Origin of the sequence: Leeuwenhoekiella parthenopeia (assembly GCF_020782115.1) — a bacterium.
Lineage (GTDB): Bacteria > Bacteroidota > Bacteroidia > Flavobacteriales > Flavobacteriaceae > Leeuwenhoekiella > Leeuwenhoekiella parthenopeia.
Window position 1 is genome coordinate 45,550 of the sequence record NZ_JAJGMW010000019.1, and the last position, 21,563, is coordinate 67,112.

Annotated in this window: 16 protein-coding genes; 2 read left to right on the forward strand and 14 right to left on the reverse strand. The window is 42.5% G+C overall.

Translation table 11 applies throughout. The annotated features are described in order from the left end of the window. Positions 1–13: 13 nt before the first annotated feature. The 10 genes from LLW17_RS13735 to LLW17_RS13780 form a co-directional block, all read right to left on the reverse strand. Complete coding sequence (locus LLW17_RS13735) at positions 14–2,929, reverse strand: serine hydrolase domain-containing protein (protein WP_228230865.1); 2,916 nt, start codon at positions 2,927–2,929, stop codon at positions 14–16. Between the two features lie 7 nt (positions 2,930–2,936). Further along, positions 2,937–3,422, reverse strand: coding sequence for an ABC transporter ATPase (locus LLW17_RS13740; protein ID WP_228230866.1), 486 nt, complete (start codon positions 3,420–3,422; stop codon positions 2,937–2,939). Positions 3,423–3,563: 141 nt separating this feature from the next. Further along, the gene (locus tag LLW17_RS13745) at positions 3,564–4,184 is read right to left on the reverse strand and encodes a hypothetical protein (RefSeq protein WP_228230867.1); all 621 of its coding nucleotides are present in this window, start codon (positions 4,182–4,184) and stop codon (positions 3,564–3,566) included. A 20-nt stretch (positions 4,185–4,204) separates the two neighbouring features. Further along, a complete protein-coding gene (locus LLW17_RS13750; RefSeq protein WP_228230868.1) occupies positions 4,205–4,843 on the reverse strand; it encodes a hypothetical protein in 639 nt (212 codons plus the stop codon). Between the two features lie 12 nt (positions 4,844–4,855). Further along, the gene (locus tag LLW17_RS13755) at positions 4,856–5,473 is read right to left on the reverse strand and encodes a hypothetical protein (protein WP_228230869.1); all 618 of its coding nucleotides are present in this window, start codon (positions 5,471–5,473) and stop codon (positions 4,856–4,858) included. Between the two features lie 243 nt (positions 5,474–5,716). Continuing rightward, a complete protein-coding gene (locus tag LLW17_RS13760; RefSeq protein WP_228230870.1) occupies positions 5,717–6,508 on the reverse strand; it encodes a (Fe-S)-binding protein in 792 nt (263 codons plus the stop codon). A gap of 16 nt (positions 6,509–6,524) precedes the next feature. After that, a complete protein-coding gene (locus LLW17_RS13765; protein ID WP_228230871.1) occupies positions 6,525–6,959 on the reverse strand; it encodes an LNS2 domain-containing protein in 435 nt (144 codons plus the stop codon). Between the two features lie 31 nt (positions 6,960–6,990). Next, on the reverse strand, positions 6,991–8,334 hold the full coding sequence (locus LLW17_RS13770; RefSeq protein WP_228230872.1) for a 4Fe-4S dicluster domain-containing protein: 1,344 nt from the start codon (positions 8,332–8,334) through the stop codon (positions 6,991–6,993). Positions 8,335–8,339: 5 nt separating this feature from the next. Then, positions 8,340–9,290, reverse strand: a complete 951-nt coding sequence (locus tag LLW17_RS13775; RefSeq protein ID WP_228230873.1) for an MlaD family protein — start codon at positions 9,288–9,290, stop codon at positions 8,340–8,342. 59 nt (positions 9,291–9,349) lie between these two features. Next, positions 9,350–10,447 (reverse strand): N-acetylmuramoyl-L-alanine amidase family protein, encoded by a 1,098-nt coding sequence (locus tag LLW17_RS13780; RefSeq protein WP_228230874.1) that lies wholly within the window; start codon positions 10,445–10,447, stop codon positions 9,350–9,352. A 195-nt stretch (positions 10,448–10,642) separates the two neighbouring features. Here LLW17_RS13780 and LLW17_RS13785 point away from each other — a divergent pair, with 195 nt between their 5' ends. Then, on the forward strand, positions 10,643–13,360 hold the full coding sequence (locus LLW17_RS13785; protein WP_228230875.1) for a putative LPS assembly protein LptD: 2,718 nt from the start codon (positions 10,643–10,645) through the stop codon (positions 13,358–13,360). A gap of 40 nt (positions 13,361–13,400) precedes the next feature. Next, positions 13,401–13,781 (forward strand): RidA family protein, encoded by a 381-nt coding sequence (locus tag LLW17_RS13790; RefSeq protein WP_228230876.1) that lies wholly within the window; start codon positions 13,401–13,403, stop codon positions 13,779–13,781. Positions 13,782–13,856: 75 nt separating this feature from the next. Here LLW17_RS13790 and LLW17_RS13795 read toward each other — a convergent pair whose 3' ends face one another. The 4 genes from LLW17_RS13795 to LLW17_RS13810 all read right to left on the reverse strand — a co-directional run bounded on the left by LLW17_RS13795 (position 13,857) and on the right by LLW17_RS13810 (position 21,376). Beyond that, positions 13,857–14,720 (reverse strand): N-acetylglucosamine kinase, encoded by an 864-nt coding sequence (locus LLW17_RS13795; protein WP_228230877.1) that lies wholly within the window; start codon positions 14,718–14,720, stop codon positions 13,857–13,859. A 60-nt stretch (positions 14,721–14,780) separates the two neighbouring features. Beyond that, a complete protein-coding gene (gap, locus tag LLW17_RS13800) occupies positions 14,781–15,782 on the reverse strand; it encodes a type I glyceraldehyde-3-phosphate dehydrogenase (RefSeq protein ID WP_228230878.1) in 1,002 nt (333 codons plus the stop codon). Between the two features lie 29 nt (positions 15,783–15,811). Continuing rightward, positions 15,812–16,798: a 6-phosphofructokinase gene (gene pfkA / locus LLW17_RS13805; protein WP_228230879.1), complete on the reverse strand. Its 987-nt coding sequence runs from the start codon at positions 16,796–16,798 to the stop codon at positions 15,812–15,814. A gap of 222 nt (positions 16,799–17,020) precedes the next feature. Continuing rightward, on the reverse strand, positions 17,021–21,376 hold the full coding sequence (locus tag LLW17_RS13810) for a translocation/assembly module TamB domain-containing protein (protein WP_228230880.1): 4,356 nt from the start codon (positions 21,374–21,376) through the stop codon (positions 17,021–17,023). Positions 21,377–21,563: the final 187 nt, after the last annotated feature.

Genomic DNA, 21,563 nt, shown 5'->3' on the forward strand with positions numbered 1-21,563 from the left:
AATTAAGAAGTCGCTAAAGTATGATCGCCTCCTGAATTACCTGCTGGATGCGGGTTCTTAAATCTGAGGTAATCAGCTTTCGGTTTTCTGCGGTCGGAAAGGTTCGGTTAGAAAGAAACACGTAGATGATCTCAGACTCCGGATCGGCCCAGGTAAACGTACCGGTGAAACCCGAATGACCGAAGCTCGACTTAGCCACACAGCCACAGGTGGGTCCTGCAGTACCTAATTGCGGTTTGTCAAATCCGATCCCGCGGCGCACACCCTCATCGCAATAATAACAGGTATTAAAGGCTTTCATGGTGTTTTCTGAAAAATACCGCTTACCACCATAATATCCGTTTTGCAAATACATTTGCATCATCTTGGCAACATCATTGGCATTGCTGAAAAGGCCCGCGTGGCCACCAATATTGTCTTCCATCGCAGCACCCATATCGTGCACATAGCCCTGCACCTGTTGCATACGCCAATAGGTATCGTTTTCTGAAGGCACAACCTTTGCTTTTGCAAGACGGGACAAGGGCTTATATCCCATAAAATTTGCGCCCAGAGGCTCGTAATACCGTCTTTGCGTAAGCGTATCGAGATCAGAACCTAACGTATCTTCCAGATATTTTTTAAAAAGGAAATACGAAAGATCACTGTATTTATAAACACGTCTTGAAAGCAAATCGGAATCTGCAATGGTTTTTATGATGCTATCCGGGTAATCGTTACGCAGGTATAAATCTTCGGCTATTTTAATGCTGAAGTCGTCCTCGGGACGGGTGCGGTAGTAGTTTTTAGAAAGCTTTCCACTTTCATCAAAAGTCGCCGTATAAAAGGGAATCCAGGGTTTTAAGCGCCCATAATGGGATAAAACTTCTTTGACTGTAATATTCTGCTTATTGGTACCCTTTAAAACCGGAAGCAAATCTCCCAATTGATCATCAAGTTTGAGCATTCCTGCATCATACTGTTGCATCAAGACGGGTAAGGTTGCCAGAATTTTGGTCATTGAAGCCAAATCGTATACATCGTCAAGCGCAACGGGTTGCTTTTTACGGTAGGTGTGATAACCATAGGCTTTTTCAAAAATCACCTTTCCATGACGGGCTACAAGCACCTGAGCTCCGGGGAACATAAGATCGGTAAGTCCCTCGCGCATCAGTTTATCAATTCCCTGTAGTTTTTGAGAGTCCATCTGCTCCTCTTCGGGGATGCCGTATTTAAGGCGACGCAAGGTTCCGGTCTCATAGCTGGTGTTGATTCTAAAATGCGGGTTAAGCGAAACGGGAAGCTTTCCTTCGGCACTGATAGCTCCAAAGATAAGCTGAGCACTGAGCTGCTGCGCGATACGACTGTTTTGATACGAAAGCACAACCCCTTCCAGTTTAGTCAGGTCCTTAAGCTGAAGCAAGGCGTACGGACGCACAAATACATCAAGCACCGTAGGTTTCTTTGCCGCAATGGCTTCAATCGTAGCTACATCCTGCGCTGAAAAAGAAAAGGACTTCCAGGGAGTTTCATTTGAGCGGTGAAAACCAATAATGACGTAATTAAACTTTTCCAGTTTCTGTAAAAGCTCAGCGGCACTGGCACCGCTTATCTGAGTCACATCGGCATATTTACGCATCGCTTCAAAGAAGGCCTTACCGCTGTCATCGCCTAATTCTACATAAGCGATTTTCTTATCGTCTAAATCCTTAACGGGCAGGATTGCACCGTCATTTTTTAAAACCGTCAAAGCCTGAGCCATCGCTTTGGTGTAAATCACATCATCTTCCGGCTTATTTAAATCTTCGTAGAGATTCTGGGTATCAACCGGCTGGTAAGCATTGAGTCCTACTTTAAACTTGGCGAATAAAATTTTCTTTACAGAGCGGGAAAGTCGGGCTTCGGTAATGCTTCCGTTTTTGTAGGCTTCTTCAATTTTTGCTGCTGCTTTCGGTACATTTTCGCTGATAAGCAAGATATCATTTCCTGCCAAAAAAGCTTCCAGATCGATATCCCCGGGCTCCTTAAAGTTGGCGGCACCTTTCATATTTAAGGCATCGGTAAAAATCAACCCTTGAAAATCAAGACTGTCTTTAAGCAAACCGGTCACCACCTTTTTAGAAATCGAAGTGGGATAGCCCTTACGACTTTCCAGAGCAGGCACATTGAGGTGCGCAACCATGATACTGGCAATACCTGCGTCAATAAGCGGTTTGTAGGGATACATCTCTATAGAATCGAGACGCTTGCGCGAAAAAGGTATCGTTGGCAAAGTTTTATGCGAATCCTGATTGGTATCCCCATGCCCCGGAAAATGCTTGGCACTACCCAAAACGCCGGTGCTCTGCATTCCTTTTAGAAACGCAATACTTTTTTGAGTAACATTAGTGCGGTCTTCCCCAAAAGAACGGTTACCAATAATCGGGTTTTCGGGATTTACATTGATATCTACCACCGGGGCGAAGTTGATGTGAACACCCAAACGCTTATTGTGCAAACCTATTTGTCTCCCTACAGCTTCAACAATTGAATTGTCTTTTATGGCCCCTAAGGTCATATTCCACGGGAAAGCATAGGTTGAATCGAGACGCATAGCAAGGCCCCATTCGGCATCCATGGCGACCAGCAGGGGTACTTTACTTGCAGCCTGAAACTCGTTATTGAGTTTAGCCTGACGCATAGGTCCTCCTTTAGAAAAAATCACTCCGCCAATATGCTGATTGCGAATGAGTGATTTGATCGCATCGGTTTTTGCCTTGGGATCGCTCGAAAAAACGTCAACCATAAAAAGCTGGCCAATACGCTCTTTTAAGCTCATCGCATTGTACACGCTATCTACCCAGGCCTGCTGCTCTGAGATTTCTTTTGCTATAAGGGGGTTTTTACTCTGTGAAAAAGCCTGAAAGCCGGTTAAAAAAACAAGCATCAGGAAAACTGATTTATGCAGCATATCTTTTTTATTTAAAGAAACGGTTATGCCAGCTTTCTATTGCAGGAACTTCCCAATGTTCCTCATATTCTTCAACGGTATTCACCAAATTGTTGAAAACGATGGTATTCTTACCCACGGCGCCATCTTTAGCCATCTTTTTAAAGTCGGCCAAAGGTTTAAAATGTAAACGGTCGTTTTGAATGTAGGTCACATTCATCTTGTCAAGTAGAGAAACTTCGTAGGCTGCCTCCAGCTTTTGAATAAAACGCACCTGGGCATCAATAGAGCAACCGGAAGCCGCGTTAAAACTTTGGTCCAGACCTATTACAATAAAGCGATCGTATTTGATCTCAAAGGCTGCATTGAGATCTGCCCCATGAGCAGTCCATTGCTCCAAAAAGACTGAAAGTTCCTGATTGAGTTTGGGTAATTCTTCCTCCGTAAATTTACGGTCGCTCTGGTAGATCCAAAGGCGGGAATTTTTAGCTAAATCTTGAAATGGTATAAGCATGAATTGTGATCTTGTATAGGATCACAAACTTAAGGTTTATCGCAAAGTTGTCGCGAAAACAGAGTGTTAAAAGGCTATAAAAACCAAAGCTTTAAAAGAGAGCCAATGTTTTAAATCAAAAGGATTTAGGGGAATTTAAAACTATTCAATATGAGAGATTACAACCCATTTACTGGTGGGACCGTCGTAAACCAGCTCGATCATACCCTGCCCTGAAATATTAAAGGAAGAACCTGTGAGTGTATCTACCTGATTACCCGGTAGCGATAGGTTACTCATATTAAGAATGGTAAGAGTGCTTTTATCATCCTGATACAAATAGAGGTGTCTGCCGTCATAACCTCCCTGAATACCTGTAATCTTTATATTTCCGGGAGTATTGATGAGTTTGATGACGATTTTCCCCTCATTAGCCTCACCCGGATCAATGTTGACGTCCAGATTACTGGTTATTCCACCCGGAAGTACGCTTATGCCCGATAAATCCTGAACGCCCATAGAATAAAAACTAGAACTCCTGTAGGAGATTCTACCTTCGTTCATAACGAGATTTTGACCTAAGTCAATCGTTGTTAGCACTCCGTTCTCATCTGCTGCGACGAGAGCGTCTACGTTCTTATCTATAATTGCAGACTCGACCATTATTGTACCATTAACGTCAAGCATGGTAGTGGGCTCTGTGGTACCAATACCTACCTGAGCAAAAACAGGTGCAGTAAGGATACTGAAAATCACAATCAGCAGAGGATTAACTAATTTCATAATGTAGGGGGTTGTTATAATTATTCCTGAAACTTGATAATAAACCAGCGTCCCAAAGCGTCGTCGCCACCGTTTTCATCATAGACCAGTTCACAAAATCCCTGTCCCGAAGTCGACCGCGAAGCATTGGCGAGGGTAAGTATTCGATTTTGGGGCAATGACTCCGGACTATCCTGCTCAAAGCTCATATTTGCAGTACCTGCATTGTAAATAATCACACGACGGCCGTGGCTCCCATCTTTTAATCCGGTAATCGAAACTTTACCACCGGTATTAAATACGGTTAGAAGGGTTATGTCTTTGTTTGTTCCTAGAATATCCAGGTCCAGATTGTTATAAAAACGGTTGCCTCCACTATCGTTATCGGGAATTACCGTATCTAAATCATACTCCCCTAAGGAAAGCTTGGTAGGTGTAAGCCGAATTTCCTTTTTATTATTCTCCTTAATGATACCTCCTCCCAACTCGGTTTTACGAAGTAAACCGTTTGTTGTGGTACCGGTAAGGTCGAGACCGGTAGACGATAAATCACGTACACGCACGTTTCCGGCTACATCAAGCTGGTGTTGTGGATTTGAAGTGCCAATACCCACCTGAGCCGTCATGAGACCGCTTCCAAAAATAATCACACCAAGTTGAAAAAGTAATTTTCGAGTCATAGGCACAGGGATTTAGTCTCTAAGATTTACCAGTAACCACTTATCAATGGTTCCATCATAAATAAACTCGGCAACACCTTTACCACTAAGTCCCATACTACTTCCGTTAGGCAGTACTATTTGATTCTCAATCTTAGAGGCTGTTGCACCATTTGATTTATCTAAAAAAGTAACATTTACTTCAGATTCATTTAAAACATAGATATGTTTACCATCGATACCCCCTTCAAAACCGCTGATGCTGTAATTACCCGAAACATCATTAAGCCTTACTATAGGTGTTAATTGATGTACCCCGTCAAGAGCAATATTGAAGTCGTGGTAAATATTACCACTGCTCAGAACGTTTGTTGTCACAGACAAATCTTCTATATTAAGAAGGTCTGCACCCGAATCGTTTATAATGGTAAGCTGGTTGTTTACGATACCAAAATCATCTCCTAAACCAATCTCCCCAAGCAAACCGGTATTATCTATACCTACTACACGCTTAGGTTGTACTGAAGTATCAGGAATGTATTGCATCGCCCCGGCCACATGCAGCGTAGCTTGTGGATTTGTAGTACCAAATCCCACTCCCTGAGCGGTAATCTGGCAAGTGCCGCATATTATACCTAGAACATAAAACACTATACGGACACAGCTCTGATTTATGTTTAAAAGGCACATATCCTACTTGTTTCTGTAAATATAGTATATAATTCAGTCTAAAAGCTAATTTAATCGATAAAAGCAATTTAAACTCTATAATTTAGAATTTACACCTTTATTTGTAGGTTTTTTAGCTACACATATTGTACTTATGTATTTTAAAACTTGTAAAAAAAAAGCATCGTTTTCACGATGCTTTTTAAAAGTAATGTTTAGATAATCTTATAAATCTTCTGCAGCTGCAATCATTTCAGCGATATCTAAAACCTCGATTTCAGATTCTTTTTCTTTATTCTTAATCCCGTCGGTCATCATGGTATTGCAAAATGGACAACCTGCCGCAATGATGTCTGGTTTAGTTTCTAAAGCCTGTTCGGTACGTTCAATATTTACGTCTTTGTTTCCGGGCTCGGGTTCTTTAAACATTTGAGCACCTCCTGCCCCGCAGCAAAAGCCATTAGTCTTACAACGTTTCATTTCTACGAGTTCTACTTCCAGCTTTGCCAGAAGATCTCTTGGAGCCTCATAGATTCGGTTTGCTCGTGCCAGATAACAGGGATCATGAAACGTGATGCGTTTGCCTTTATACTTCCCGCCCTCTACTGTAAGACGTCCTTCAGAAATCAATGATTTTAAAAACTGGGTATGATGTAAAACCTCATACGTACCGCCCAATCCCGGATACTCGTTGGCAATGGTATTAAAGCAGTGCGGACAGGCAGTTACGATCTTTTTGACCTCATAACCGTTAAGTACCTCAATATTGGTAACCGCCTGCATTTGGAATAAAAACTCATTCCCGGCACGTTTAGCAGGATCTCCGGTACAGCTTTCTTCAGTTCCCAGCACGGCAAACTCCACTCCCGCTTTTGCAAGTAATTTTACAAAGGCTTTGGTTATTTTTTTTGCCCTGTCGTCAAAACTTCCGGCACAACCTACCCAGAATAAAACTTCAGGGCTTTTGCCTTGTGCCATAAATTCTGCCATTGTAGGAACTTTGATCGCTTCTGCCATAAATCCTGTTCTTTTTTTAGTCTTTAAATACCTCTATGGTAACGTCTTTTTCTACTAAATCTGTAAACTTTCCTTTATAACGCGTAGCACGCACCAGGTGATTGTCTATCCAGTGGTAGTTACCGCCTCTGGGTTTACCCATAAGCAAACTGTGGTAGTTGAAACCGTGCTTTTCAAGCCAGGCTTCGGTTACTTCGCGATGCTCTTCGGTACGTGAGGTAAAGAAGCATATAATATGCCCTTCATCATACCACTTATTAAGGGTTGCCAAAGCATCCGGAAAAGGCTTACAGGTAGCCATGCGCTCGGGCTCTTCATTTGGTACATCTTCGGTAATCGTACCATCTATATCTATGAGGTAGTTTTTAACTCCTTCGGGCAAAACCGGACTTACGTGTTCGCCGTCCTGCAATTTTTCACTTAACATTTTGTCTACTTCCTCTTTTTTCATGAGATTCAAATTATAAAATTAGGATTGGTTGCTAGATTTCGTTTATCCAGTTTGCCCGGTCCATTTGATTAAACGGCCAGGGCGCTGCATTATTTTCAATATTAGTCATTGCGTTATTGAGGTCAGAAGGAGCGGCACTTTGTTCCATAACCAGGTACTGGCGCATATCCATAATGATTGATAGCGGATTGATACCTACCGGGCAGGCCTCAACGCAGGCATTACAGGTTGTACAGGCCCAAAGTTCCTCGCGGGTGATGTAATCGTCAAGCAACTGCTTACCGTCTTCCTTAAACTCCCCTTTATTAGCATCTATATTTTTGCCGATATCTTCAATACGATCGCGGGTAGCCATCATAATACGACGCGGCGATAATTTTTTCCCGGTCTGATGAGCGGGGCATTCGCTGGTACAGCGGCCACACTCGGTACAGGTATAGGCATTTAACAGTTGTGCCCAACTTAAATCTGTTGCTTCGCTGGCGCCAAATTTAGCCGGAACCTCATCGCTTTCTTCCTCAGCAGGCATCGCGTAGGGATCGGCATCAGGATCCATCATCAATTTTACTTCATTGGTAACGGCTTCTAAATTATCAAATTCTCCCTGAGGTTTAAGCCGGGCGAAATAGGTATTTGGAAATGCCAAAAGAATGTGCAGGTGCTTGGAATAATATAGGTAATTGAGAAAAACCAAAATACCCAGAATATGTATCCACCACGCAGCACGCTCAATTAAAATTACGGAAGCCGTGTCCATGTTTTCAAACAACGGGACGATAAACTGGCTTACCGGGAACGACCCGACAACACCTGAAGCCTGAGCATAATGATCAGCACCTCGCAATTGAAGGCTAAGATCTGCTGCATTCATCGTAAGGAAGAGCAACATCAAAACCACTTCAAAATATAAAATAAGATTGGCGTCAAGTTTTGGCCAACCCTTAAGTTCCTTATTCAGGAAGCGTTTTATATGTAACACATTACGCCGTATCCAAAAGATAATCACACCCACCAAAACCAACAGGGCAAAAATTTCAAACACAGCTATCAAAAAATCGTAAAAGCCTCCGAGGAAGCTAAAAATACGATGTGTGCCGAAGATCCCGTCTATGATGATCTCAAGTACTTCGATATTGATAATGATAAAACCTAAATAAACCAGTACGTGAATGATTCCTGAAACCGGTCTGCGCACCATTTTGTACTGCCCAAGGGCAATCTTGGCCATGTTTTTAAAACGCTGCGGTTTATTGTCGCTGTGGTTTTCATCACGACCTAATTTTATATTGCGAATGAGTTTTCTGCAATTGATAACAAAAAAACCAACGCCGGCAGCCAGTGCCAGAATAAATAAAATATTAGGTAAATACTCCATCAGCTTTATTTAAGTGAGTCTTTAGGCTCCTCGTACGGACCGGGGTTCTTGCCAAAAACAGAGAAATGTACGTAGCGCTTGGGGTTGAGTTTTATGTCCTGAAGCAACTCTTCTATCTGTTTGGTGGCCCGCTCCATATTGTTGTACATATCTTTATCGTTAATAAGCTGGCCTAAAGAACCTTCTCCCTGTTCAATTTTAGAAGTAATGCTTTCAAAATCTGCTACCACACGCTCCATTTTCCCTACCAGTTCATTGATGTTTATTTGAGATAAGCTGTCACTCACTTTGCTGAAGTTAGCAGACATCTTATCTAGATTGGTAAAGGTACGGGATAACTTTTGATCATTATCGGCTAAAAGCGTATTGAGATTTTTTGAAGCCTCCTTGAAGTAAATAGCGGTCTGGCTGATATCTGCGATGGTTTCTCTAAGATTTCGGCGGGTGGGTTCATCTAACACATTGGAGACGCCCGTTAAGACAGAATCGGTACTGTTGATGACTGATTCTACTTTGGCCTGTAATGGCGTAAGACGCTCATTTACCAACTCAAATATTCCTTCATCAATGGTTCCTTCTAGCGTATCACCAGACTTTGCCATCTCGTCACGATCGTATTCCGGAACGATCGAAAGGTTTTTTCCGCCGATGAGTCCGCCGCCGTAAATTTGTGCCTTACTGTTTTTTGAAAATTGAAAATCGTTCTGAACATTAAAAGTCACGAGAAGATCACCTTTAGTATCTGCAAAATCAATAGAAAGTACTTTACCTACAACCAAACCATTAATGGTTACATTAGAACCCGGGGAAAGGCCTTCCACATTATCATAGATTGCATAATATGTACGGTCGTTGTTGAGCAGGTTATTCCCTTTCAGAAAACTATAACCAAAGATCAATAGCGCGATGGCAACAACCGCTAAAAGACCTGTTTTTACCTCTCTAGAAATGTTCAATGCAGTGAATTTTTGATGAGCCTCAAATTTAGGAATAAAATCTCTTGGGACTTAACCCACTAACTTTTATTTATAAAATCATTAGCGTTTCTCTTAATCCCATTTTTGAAGGCCACAATGTACGCGGTTTTATAGCCTTTGGCCTGAGCTTCGCTTAATTTACGTTGAATTTCAGAGTAATTAGAGGTATTGCCGTAATAGTATTTGTAGAGCTTTCCTTCCTTCTCCCGTTCTATGGGGGAAAGCCCCTTAAAGTTATAGGCTTTGGGCTCGAGGTCACGGCTGCTTGCAGCTATCTGCACGCGAAATACGGCATCTTCAACCACTACATCTTCTACTTGGGCTACAGGTAATTCATTTTGAACCGGTAAAAAATCATTTGCCCTGACATTGTCTTTATAGTTTATCACCGCATCTGCGATAGAACCCGCAATCTCTTCCTGCCCCTTTGATGAATTCAAATACCTTCCTTCTTCCGTATTGGTAATAAATCCGGTTTCAATAAGAATACTGGGCATTACGGTCTGATGTAAGACTACAAAACCGGCCTGCTTCACACTACGGTCTTTTCGTTTCAGTTTTTCCCTGAAATTATCCTGAACATAACTTGCCAACTGAATGCTTTGATCCAGAAACTCTTCCTGCATCAGGGTAAGCCCGATGAGTGATTCGGGAGCATTTAAATTATACTGGGCGTATTTCTCTTTGTAATTATCTTCCAAGAAGATCACCTCGTTTTCAGCCTTCGCCACTTCGAGGTTAGTCTGGTTACGGTGTAATCCCAAAACATAGCTTTCTGCTCCCGAAGCCTGCGTGTTATGGGCATTGCAGTGTATAGATATAAACAAATCTGCCTTCGCACGGTTTGCAATATGACCCCGCTCTTCTAGACCTATAAACACATCGGTTTTGCGGGTGTAAATCACTTCAATATCCCGGTCACGCTTCAGTTTATCTCCTACCAAAAGAGCAATTTTTAGCGCAATATCTTTCTCTTTAATGCCGCTTTTGGTATTTTTTCCGGGATCGTGACCGCCATGACCGGCATCAATCACCACCACAAACTTCTTAAGATCAACGGGTTTTAGATTGGCATAACTTGTTTTCGCATAAGCGAAAACTATAAATACTAATAAGTAGGTTATAATCGTTCTCATATTTGGGTAACGTCAATTTTGTTGGGCTATTTTACAATCATTTTAAAACCTGTGCTTCATTTTTGCACTGTTAAAAACACAGTGCGATCCAGGCATTTCTATTTTACCCGGGTTTGCCTAGGGCTTCTAAAAAATAGATGTAATTTTGGCACTTTGAATTTTGCCCTTACATTTACAAAAATAGTATTAATCCCATTGCAAACAAAGATCCTCTCAGTACTGCTGGTTTTAGGCTTAAGCCTTATAACATGTGGGTCTGTATGGTCTCAGGAACTTCCGGTTAGCACGCTTAACACGATACCCGCAGACACCTCTGAGACTAACAGGCTAATGCCCAAAGGTACTCTTCTAAGCGAGCAAAAACCGGAAGCTTTACAGGACACCACCGCAAAAGACAGCATCAAGGCCCCAAGAGAATCTCTTACCGATATTGTCAAATACAATGCCACAGACTACAGTCGCTTCAACAGAAGGGAAAACAAACTTTACCTATACAATGAGGCTCAGGTAACCTATACCGATATCAATATCACGGCCGGGCAGATCGTGGTAGACAACACTACAAATACTGTTTTTGCTAAAGGAATTGTAGATTCAACGGGAGCCTATATCCAGGCTCCGGTCTTTGTTCAGGGACCCAATACCGTAGAGCCAGACTCCATCAAATACAATTTTAAAACCGAAAAAGCGCTGATCTACGGCTCACGTACACAACAACAGGAATTCTACATCAGAAATGAAGTAAGTAAACGGGTTAATGACTCGGTTGTTTTTATGAAAAACGTACGTTTCACCACGAGTGAGAATGAGGATGATCCCGAATATTACTTTTACGCCCGAAAGGTCAAATTTGTACCCGGCAAAAAGATAGTAACCGGTCTGGTGAATATGTTTGTCTATGACGTGCCTATCCCATTAGGTGTACCATTTGCCTACTTCCCGATGGAAAAGGAAACCAGTGTTTCAGGTTTTATTCTGCCTTCGCCGGGTGAAAACCGCGAACGGGGTTATTTTTTACAGAATGGAGGTTATTATTTTGCCATCAATGATTATGTAGACCTCACCTTACAGGGTGATTATTACACCAACGGAAGCTACGCGTTGCGCGGAAGCAGCTCGTACCGAAAGCGCTACAAATTCAGTGGAAATGTGAACATTCGTTTTGAACGCTTACTCGCCAGCGAACGCGGATTACCCGATTTTTCGGAAACCAACACCTACAACATTCAATGGTCACACAGTCAGGATACCAAATCAAGCCCCAACAGTCGTTTTTCGGCATCGGTAAACCTGGGGAGCAGTAACTATTTCAGGCAGTCAACAAATATTGACAACGTAGCAAGCCGTTTGACCAACACGCTGAGTTCATCTGTTTCGTATTCAAAAACCTTTCAAACCGTACCCGATGTCAATCTGGCCCTTACGGCACGGCATTCGCAAAATACCCAGACGCAGCAAATAAATATGACCCTGCCCAGTTTACAGGTTAACGTGGGTCGTATCTATCCCTTTGCGCCAAAATCAGGCACCAAAAAGGGTATATTTCAAAATATCAACTTCAACTATTCGGGTAGTGGTGAAAACCGCATACAAACCACAGACAGCCTGTTTTTCACTCCTCAAATGTTTCGCGATGCCGAACTGGGCGTTCGCCACAGCATACCCGTTACGACTAACTTTAAACTCTTTGATTATCTCAGCGTTTCGGCCAGTACAAACTTTCAGGAGAGCTGGGTTTTTGAAACCATTAACCAACGTTATGATGTTGAGGAACAGGGCATAGTTCGCGATACCATAGGCGGTTTTGACCGGTTTAGCACCTATAATTTCAGCACCAGCTTGGGAACTACACTATACGGGCAATTTAACTTCGGGGATGACAAAAAGATACAGGCAATCCGTCATACCGTAAAGCCTACCGTTTCCTTTAATTATAATCCGGCTTTTGACCAGTATTATGAAACCTTCCTGGCTCCCGAACGCGATGATCCAAATGGCCCGCTTACCCGTGAGGTAACCTATAGTCGTTTTGATGGAGGCTTTTACGGCGCTCCGGGTAATTTCAGCTCCAGCGGAATCAGCTTTAACGTTAACAATACCATTGAAGCTAAAGTACGCGACAAGGACTCTACTGCTCTTGAACCCAAAAAAATTGACCTGCTGAGCAACCTGGCAATCTCAACCAATTACAATTTTCTCGCAGACAGCTTAAAACTAAGCCCTGTTAACGTACGGGGAACCATCCCCATTATTCAGAGCAAGCTTAGCGTCAATTTTAATATGACCTTAGATCCTTATGCGCTAAATAACAACAACGACCGCATCGATAAACTAAATATCGCCAATGGCGGAAGTTTGTTTAGACTCACTAATGCCAGTGCAAACTTTGGATACTCCTTTAGCAGCAAAAGCTTTGGAAAGGAAAATGATGATGTTGAGGGCGAAGACACTCAAACAGCCCGTAATGGCGCCAGACGGGATAATCTGCTCGGAGAAGACAGCAGGCAATTGCAGAATAAATTTAACGACTCTGAAGGAGCAGATGAAGATCCGGAAGAAGAACAGGAATTGTATAACTACAAAATACCGTGGAATCTAAGGGTGAATTACAATGTAAATTACGGTAACACCGCGAGACAAAACAGGATCACGTCCCATGCGATTAACTTCAGCGGTGATGTGGAGCTGGGAGAAAAGTGGTTTGTAGGAGCCTCTTCGGGTATTGACGTCACCACCGGAAAGTTTACTCCAACCCAGCTACGCTTTGCCCGGGATCTGGAAAGTTTTAATATGACCTTTGCCTGGACACCCTTTGGCACCTACGCCTCCTGGAACTTTTTTATCGGAATCAAATCAAGTGTACTCAGCGATCTTAAGTACGAGCAACGCCGTACACCTGATCAACGTTTATAGTTCAAAAATTAAAACGCATATACATCTAAAACCAAAAGCGATGAAAAAAATAGTAAGTACCCCAAATGCACCGGCGCCCATAGGGCCTTATAATCAGGCGATTTTTGCAGGCGATACGCTGTATATAAGCGGTCAAATCCCGCTAGACCCTAAAACGGGCGAACTCGTAAGCGGTTCTATTGCTGAAGAGACAGAAACGGTTATGAAAAATCTGCAAGCTATACTTACCGAAGCCGGACTCACTTTTGAACACGTGGTTAAGAGCTCTATCTTCCTGAGCGATATGGGAAGCTTTGGTGCCGTTAATGAAGTCTACGGAAGCTATTTTGATGAAGCCACCGCGCCGGCCCGCGAGACGGTTGAAGTAGCCAACCTGCCTAAATACGTAAATGTGGAAATCTCTATGATCGCCTTAAAATAAGGTGTCCTATTTTAAACATAAAAAAGGCCTGAAACATTCAAGTTTCAGGCCTTTTTTATTGATTTACGCAGTGGTTTACTTAACCAGCATATAATTCTTGTGATAGGCTACCAATCCTTCAATAGGTCTCTTTAAAACTTTGCCCATTTTCAGATCGTATTCAGCAAGCACGGCTTTCATTTCATCCTGAAGATAGAAAGAGATAGAGCCTACAAAATGTACAGGGATTTCTTTGGCATTCTCAAACTGAAGCACCTGGTGCTCTACAAATAATCTAAAGCCCTTGCGTATAAGTTTTTTGCAGTATTCGTGATTTTTATTGGTGATCACAAAACGTGCAAACTGCGCTAAATAGGTGTTGGGATTTGGCATTTTATACAAATGGTTCTTAATGCTTTCGGCAGTAAGGTCAAATTGTTTAGCAAACTCGTAAGCCAATTCTTTAGGAATTTTATTAAAGTGAAAATCCCGCAGTAATTGTCTTCCAAAATAGTTACCGCTACCATCATCCATCAGGATATAACCCAGTGAGGTTACTTTTTGCTCGATATCTTTGCCATCATACAAGCTGCAGTTAGAGCCTGTACCTATGATGCAAACAATACCGGGTTCTCCCTTCTTAGTAGTAGCATAAAGTGCTGCATAGGTATCTTCTTTAATATCTATTACCTCTGCTTTATCAAAAAACTCATCAAAAACTCCTTTTATAAGTTCTCTGGGCTTTTGAGTACCACAACCTGCCCCATAAAAATGAACGTGGGTTACATCATGGCGGTGCTTGTAAAGCTCATAGTTATTGATAATTCGCTCGGTAAGGATTTCTGCAGACAAAACCTGTGGATTTAATCCAAAAGTCTGAGTCTGAAATATCTCATTTCCTTCAGCATCAAGGGCAATCCAATCTGTCTTGGTTGACCCGCTATCTACTAATAATATCATGTGGAAAGGGTTTAAAAAACCCTTTAAACCTGTAACAGGCTTAAAGGGTTGAAACTTATATTAAAGTGAATTAACGTACTCAGCCAAATCTACCAATTTGTTTGAGTAACCAAATTCGTTATCGTACCAGGATACGACCTTGAAAAATTTTGAGTTAAGCTCGATACCTGCACCCGCATCAAAAATACTGGTACGTGGATCGCTTACAAAATCCTGTGATACTACATCTTCTTCAGTATATCCTAAAACGCCGGCCATCTCACCTTCTGAAGCAGCTTTAAAGGTCTTTTTGATATCCTCATAGCTGGTCTCCTTAGAAAGACGTACGGTTAAGTCAACTACAGAAACATCAACTGTAGGCACACGGAAAGCCATACCGGTAAGTTTTCCTTTTAATTCAGGAATAACTTTGGTTACAGCAACAGCAGCACCGGTACTTGCAGGGATGATGTTAACCAATGCCGAACGACCACCTCTCCAATCTTTTCTGGAAGGACCGTCAACGGTCATTTGAGTAGCGGTAGTTGCGTGTACGGTAGTCATCAAAGCCTCTTCAATACCGTAAGCATCGTTTAATACCTTAGCTAAAGGTGCAAGACAGTTTGTTGTACAAGAAGCGTTAGAAACGATATTATCGCTTGCTTTAACATCTTTATGGTTTACGCCCATAACAAACATAGGCACATCTTTAGAAGGTGCAGAAATAACAACTTTCTTGGCACCTGCCTGAATGTGATAATCTGCAGTTTCCATAGTGGTGAAGATACCGGTACACTCAGCAACAACATCAGCACCTACTTCGTCCCACTTTAAGTTTTTAGGATCGCGCTCTGCGGTAATACGTACGGTTTTACCGTCAACAACAAGGTTACCGTCTTTAACTTCTACTGTACCGTCAAAATTTCCGTGTACAGAGTCATATTTTAATAAGTATGCGAGGTGTTCAACATCCAGCAGGTCGTTGATGGCAACAACATCTACATTGTCGCGCTTAACGGTTGCTCTAAATACGATACGACCTATACGGCCAAAACCATTGATACCTAATTTTAAATTTCCCATTTTTAATTGTGTTTGGATTTGTATTATGCTTATGTGGTCATTATTTCAGAGACACGCACAAGCTCTTTATTAATATGTGATTTTCCTTTGATGGCTTTTTCGATGGGGTATAGAACCATTTTTTCGTGTTGGATTCCTACCATGTAATTGCTTTCGCCCTCCAGAAGAGACTCAACAGCCTTTACACCCATACGACTGGCAAGCACGCGGTCATAACAACTGGGCGAACCGCCGCGTTGCATATGCCCCAGTACCGCTACCCGTACATCATAACCTTCCAGGTTTTGATCTACATAATCCTTGAGTTCAAAAACATTTTTACCTGTTTTATCCCCCTCGGCAACCACAACAATACTAGAACTCTTACCGCTGGCCTTACTTCTTAATAAAGACTCCAGCAGACGCTCAAGTCCCAGATTTTCTTCAGGAATCAGGATTTCTTCTGCCCCAGCTCCCACTCCGGCATTAAGTGCTATATGGCCTACGTCGCGCCCCATTACTTCAACAAAGAACAGGCGGTTATGCGAACTGGCGGTATCGCGTATTTTATCTATGGCTTCGACCACGGTGTTTAAGGCCGTGTCATAACCCAGCGTACGATCTGTACCGCTAATATCATTATCAATAGTGCCGGGTATACCTATCACCGGAAATTCAAATTCCTGGTTAAAAACCAGTCCTCCGGTAAAGGTACCGTCCCCGCCTATTAAGACAAGTGCGTCAATACCATATTCTTTAAGATTGTCATAAGCGATTTTACGACCTTCGGGTGTTCTAAAACGATCTGATCGTGCAGACTTAAGCATGGTTCCGCCGCGGGTAATGATATCGCGTACGCTTCGTGCATCCATCGGGTGAAAATCACCGTCTATTAGACCTTCATATCCCCTGTATATACCCACACAATCTACTTTGTGATAAGCACAGGTACGTACAACTGCACGAACCGCAGCATTCATCCCGGGAGAATCTCCTCCCGAAGTTAAAACTCCGATTTTTTTAATTTTTTGTGTCATTTCCTGTAGAATGAAAGGTAAAAATAGCAATTTCATTGCCTTTTAATAAGCCATTGGCAATGAATTTAATCGTATTCTCAATTTCAATCGTTATCGTTAATAACTATTTTCAATTGAGGGGTGAAATTTTGGGAATTTTGATCTGAGAACCTCGTTTTTGCGAGTTTAAAAATTAAAACGGGATCAAAATATCATATTCTCAGAGTGCAAATGGCTAAAAAATCAATTTAAACCGTCGTAAGGAATTTCAGAATCGGGCTGAATAATCTTAATTTCTTCTTCTACCTCACGCATTTCTCCTTTAAAGATTTTACGGATGAGTTGTTTAAACGTGTCGAAGTCTACCGAATACGATAGTCCTGCTCCCTGCGTATAGCCTTCATTATTACGGGCTACAAATTGAATATCGGTCTGACGGTTAAAAATACTCGCTCTAAGGGTACCGTCTTCATTGAGTAAAAAGTTTACCTCAACGTCACCCACTACCGCCTGCTCACTTACGCCGCCCACCGGTACACCTACCTTACCATTAATAATCACGCGGCTGGATATTTGCGTGGAAAGCGTAAAGCCAAAACGACCCGAGGTTTGTAAATCCGGTCGATTGTCTGCCTGCACATAATCTAAGCCTACATTAAACTTCCCGTCTTCATCTGAAAGCAGATCGTTAAAAATACCAGAAGCCGTCTCAATCAAATTCCCGTAAGCCGCAGATTGCGCATCAATACCGTTCTGGCTAAAGAAAGATCCCTGCGTTACCAAAGAAAAGGCCTGCAGTTCACGTGTGGCTCTGTTGTCTAAACGATAGGCCAGCTCTGAAGTCACAATAGAACTGGTATTCGGAAACTCAAAGTCAAACGTAATCTCGGGTTGCAAGAGTTCGCCATCCAGATTGATGATCACATTAACCGGAATCTTTCGGTTTATGGAAGGGTTTTCCAGGAGGATGGAAGGATTTGCCTGAGTTTTGTAAACCGCGCTGATATCGAGCAGGGCTTCGGTAGGATTACCATCCCAGCTTATTTTTCCTTCCGGCAGGATATCAAATTGTTTCTGCACCACCCCACTATACCTGAAATTATAAGTTCCCTCGTAGGGCGTAAAGTCACCAAACATATTGAACTTTCCGTTGGTATTAATCTGTATCAGCAGGTATCCCGCTCCTCTTCCTTTAAGGGTGCTTCCGTTTACCTCGTCAACTACAATTTCGACCTCAGCATCACGGGTAACCTCCAGGTCAAAGTTGAGTTCGAGTCCTTTTATCTCTTCAATAACCAGCTCTTCCCCGCGCATCCGCGATTCTTTCTCTTCGGGACTTAAAAAATAAATATTGCTGCTGTCGCCAAAGGATTCGGTATCGCTTAAAGGTATTTTAAAAACCGTCCCCCGCTCGGTAGTTGCCGTTACATCGATAACCAGCTCATCTGTAGGACCTCTAAGAGTAGCCTCTCCACTCATAAAACCGGTCCCATAATACAAAGCAAAATCATCGGGTTCTGTATCCAGCACCAGCAAACGATCTGTATCGATGGCCAAATCCAACTCCCAATCCCTAAAATACTGATGGCTTATCGTACCGCTTAGCGTTCCCTTGGTGTTGTACTTGGTATCATTCAACGCAACACTATTAAACCGGAAATCCTGATCGCTTAAGCTTACGCGGGCTGTACCGTTAAAATCATAATTGGTATTCAGGTAAGGAATCGCCAGCCCAGCATTACGCAGCAGCAGCTCCCCGTCTACATCGGGATTGCGGTAATCACCGGTTACCGAAGCCCGGCCACTGGCCAGACCCCTTATTTTTGAAATCACATCTCCTCCCAATGGGCTAAACGCTTCCAGATTGAGTTTTCGCAGCTGCACATCGAGATCAATCGCAGGGTTACTGGTACTTACATCTATGGTTCCCAGTGCCGAAAGGGTTTGCACCTCCTCATTGCTGAGTGTGGTATTTATTTTATAACTGGTAAGACTCTCGTTGCCGGTGATCGACAGATCGAGATCTCCCATCAGAATATCGTTAATCGTAAAGTTTGAGATGTCAATAGTACTGCTGGGCAGGTAAACGCCGTCTTTTTGTAAAATATCCAGGTTTCCGTTTACCAGACCTTTTAAGTCGAGGCTGTCTATATAAGGAGTGATATGCGAAAGCCTTACCTGCTCAAAATTTGCCTTAATATTTTTTGAAGTACTGTCTTTTACCTGACCACTTAGTGTAATGCGTTCTTCATCGTGAGACAAAATCATCTCTTTAATATCGATATCTCTAAAGTTGTTGTCAAAGACAATCTTGTTTTCTTTATTGTCTGCTTCGTTAAGAAACCAGTCGTTGTTTTTAAACTTAAGGCTGCTGCGCTTAAAGCCTACTACCGAATTGTTATCTTCATTAATCGTATGGTAAAAGCTCAGATCAAAGGCGTCCTGTTTATCGGGCCCTCCTTTAAATTCAGACCGAATAAACAGCGTATCCTTAAGCGTAACATTGATCAGATTAAAATCGCTAATGCCATACATCCCGCTGCCTATACTGTCTGCCTCGATAAAGGTGTTAAACAGTGGGTTTTTGTTATCTACCCGTACATTAACCGACTCTGCGAGAATACCAAAAGCCTTGATTTTAGGAGATCTAAAAGTCAGTTTGAATTCAGAATCGTCAGACACCACACTGCCCCGTACAAAAGTGTCGGGCTCCAGTTCAATTTCGGGCACAAGGATCTCGACAATCTTGCTGTAGATTTTTATATCAAAATCCATAAACTGGGCTGTCGTGATCTTTGTAGGTTCATAATTGGTATACAGGCTTCCAATGGCATTTCTAAATAAGGCTTTTACATCCCCTATTTTAAATTGACCCGATACCTGACCCGAAATGATATCCGGCGAATTGATGGTAATGGTGCGTATACCGCGTCTAAAACCGGACGTAATTAGAAAATCCTGAAACTCATAGAGGTCATTGGCATTTTCAAAACTGGCGTTGGTAAATAAGATAGTCCCTCCGGTATCGTCAATATTGGTCCCGCGCATATCCATCGCCACGTTCCCTTTCAGCACTGCTGAAGAATCTTTTAAGAAGTTTAGTTTCCCCAGATCTATCCTCTCAATAGCCGCAGTAAAGTCATAGGCATGTATTTCTTCGGAAACATCAATAAGCCCATCAAATGAAAACTGCGCGTTGGGGTCATCAACGGTTAGATTCCCGTCAAAAACCGGGTTTCGCAGGTTGCCTGAAACCGCAATCCCCTGGTAAGTATATCCCTTGTACCGAAGCCTGCTGATCACCCCGTCTATACGCGTATCTAAAGTTTCGGCGGCAATTCCCGACCCGTCTACTTTCACATTAAAGGTGGCTGTTTCCAGCTGCGGATCTTTAAAGAGACGTCCCAGATTAAAGCGTTCTCCCCTAAGGTTACCCGAATATTGGGCCTGATCTATGTTTTTAAAATTCCGAAAGTCTATATCGGTTTCTAGAAAGCCGAGATCGGTTTGAATACGGGCGTCTGTAAACACGGTGTTCTCGGTAACGGTGAGGGTTCCCTGCAAATCTGTAACACCCAGACGCACCAGTTCGGGCGGAAGACTGTTGCCTAAAACATTTGGAAGTAACCGGGTAAGATCGAGATACGAAGTTTGCAGCGTGCGGTAATTTCCGTCTATACGAAAAGTGTCCCCGTCAGAAAGCAGGCGTTCAAAATGCACATTCCCCAGGATGCGACTGCTTTCCAAACCGCTGAGATTTAGATTTTGAACCCTGAAATCATTCAGTGTACCGCTTAATTTTCCGGAAAGGTTAATGCGATATCCGGTTCCAAATTCAGAATAAAAAGCTTTTAAATCTGTTGTAGAGATTTCGCTTTGCTTAAAATCTGCCGTGATTTGCACCAGATTATTAAAATCTGAAAAAGCCTCATTGCGCGTATCGAGCTTCAGATCTCCCCGAATCACTGAATTTTCGGTCTTAAGCGTCATCGCTTTCAATACAATCTCGTCCGGATTGTACTTAAAATCGGCTTCCAATCCGCGCAGGTGATAATCGCGGGCAGCATCAAGACTGAGTTCTTCAATTTGCGCCGTGACCTCTACATCATTCAGTTTAAAATCACTGGCTACCAGATTCAGATTTGAGAAATCAACCAAATTGGGATCTTCGCGGTCTTCATCAATAAAACGGAATTTCATATTTTCCAGTTCGACTTCAGAAGATGACAACCTGAATGGGGTTCCCGATGAGCTACCGGTGTTGAATTTCTGCGAAAAAATATAGAGGTTATCGTTTTCTTCCCCTTTGTATTTACGCACATTCATCGTTCCGTCTGAGATCGTGACATTACCCAGATTAAGACGGTTGTTAAGCAATTGCTGAAGGCTTAATATGCTGGTTTCAACAGTTTCGGCAAAAATGAGCGTATCGTCGTGATGATCTGTAATATATACCTCATTGAGAAGGGCGTTGCCGTTATATTTAATGCGTACCCGTTCTACCGAAATATCGGTTCCGTACTTTTCATTAAGCGAACGGGTAACTTTACGGGCCACCGAAGTCTGTACTGCGGGAATAGAAAAAATAATAAGAAGCAAGGCAAATGAGCCTATTGCGATAAACAGGACACGTCTTACTATTTTTCTAAATTTTCTGATATGTTTTTAAGTTTTAACTTTGCCAATCCCGGCAAAATACAAATTTAGTTTTCCATTTGTAGCCAGGCTTTTGAGCGGCTGATAAAAGTCTCTAGCTAAAAGCCTAATTTTGGGTAAAAGTACATGA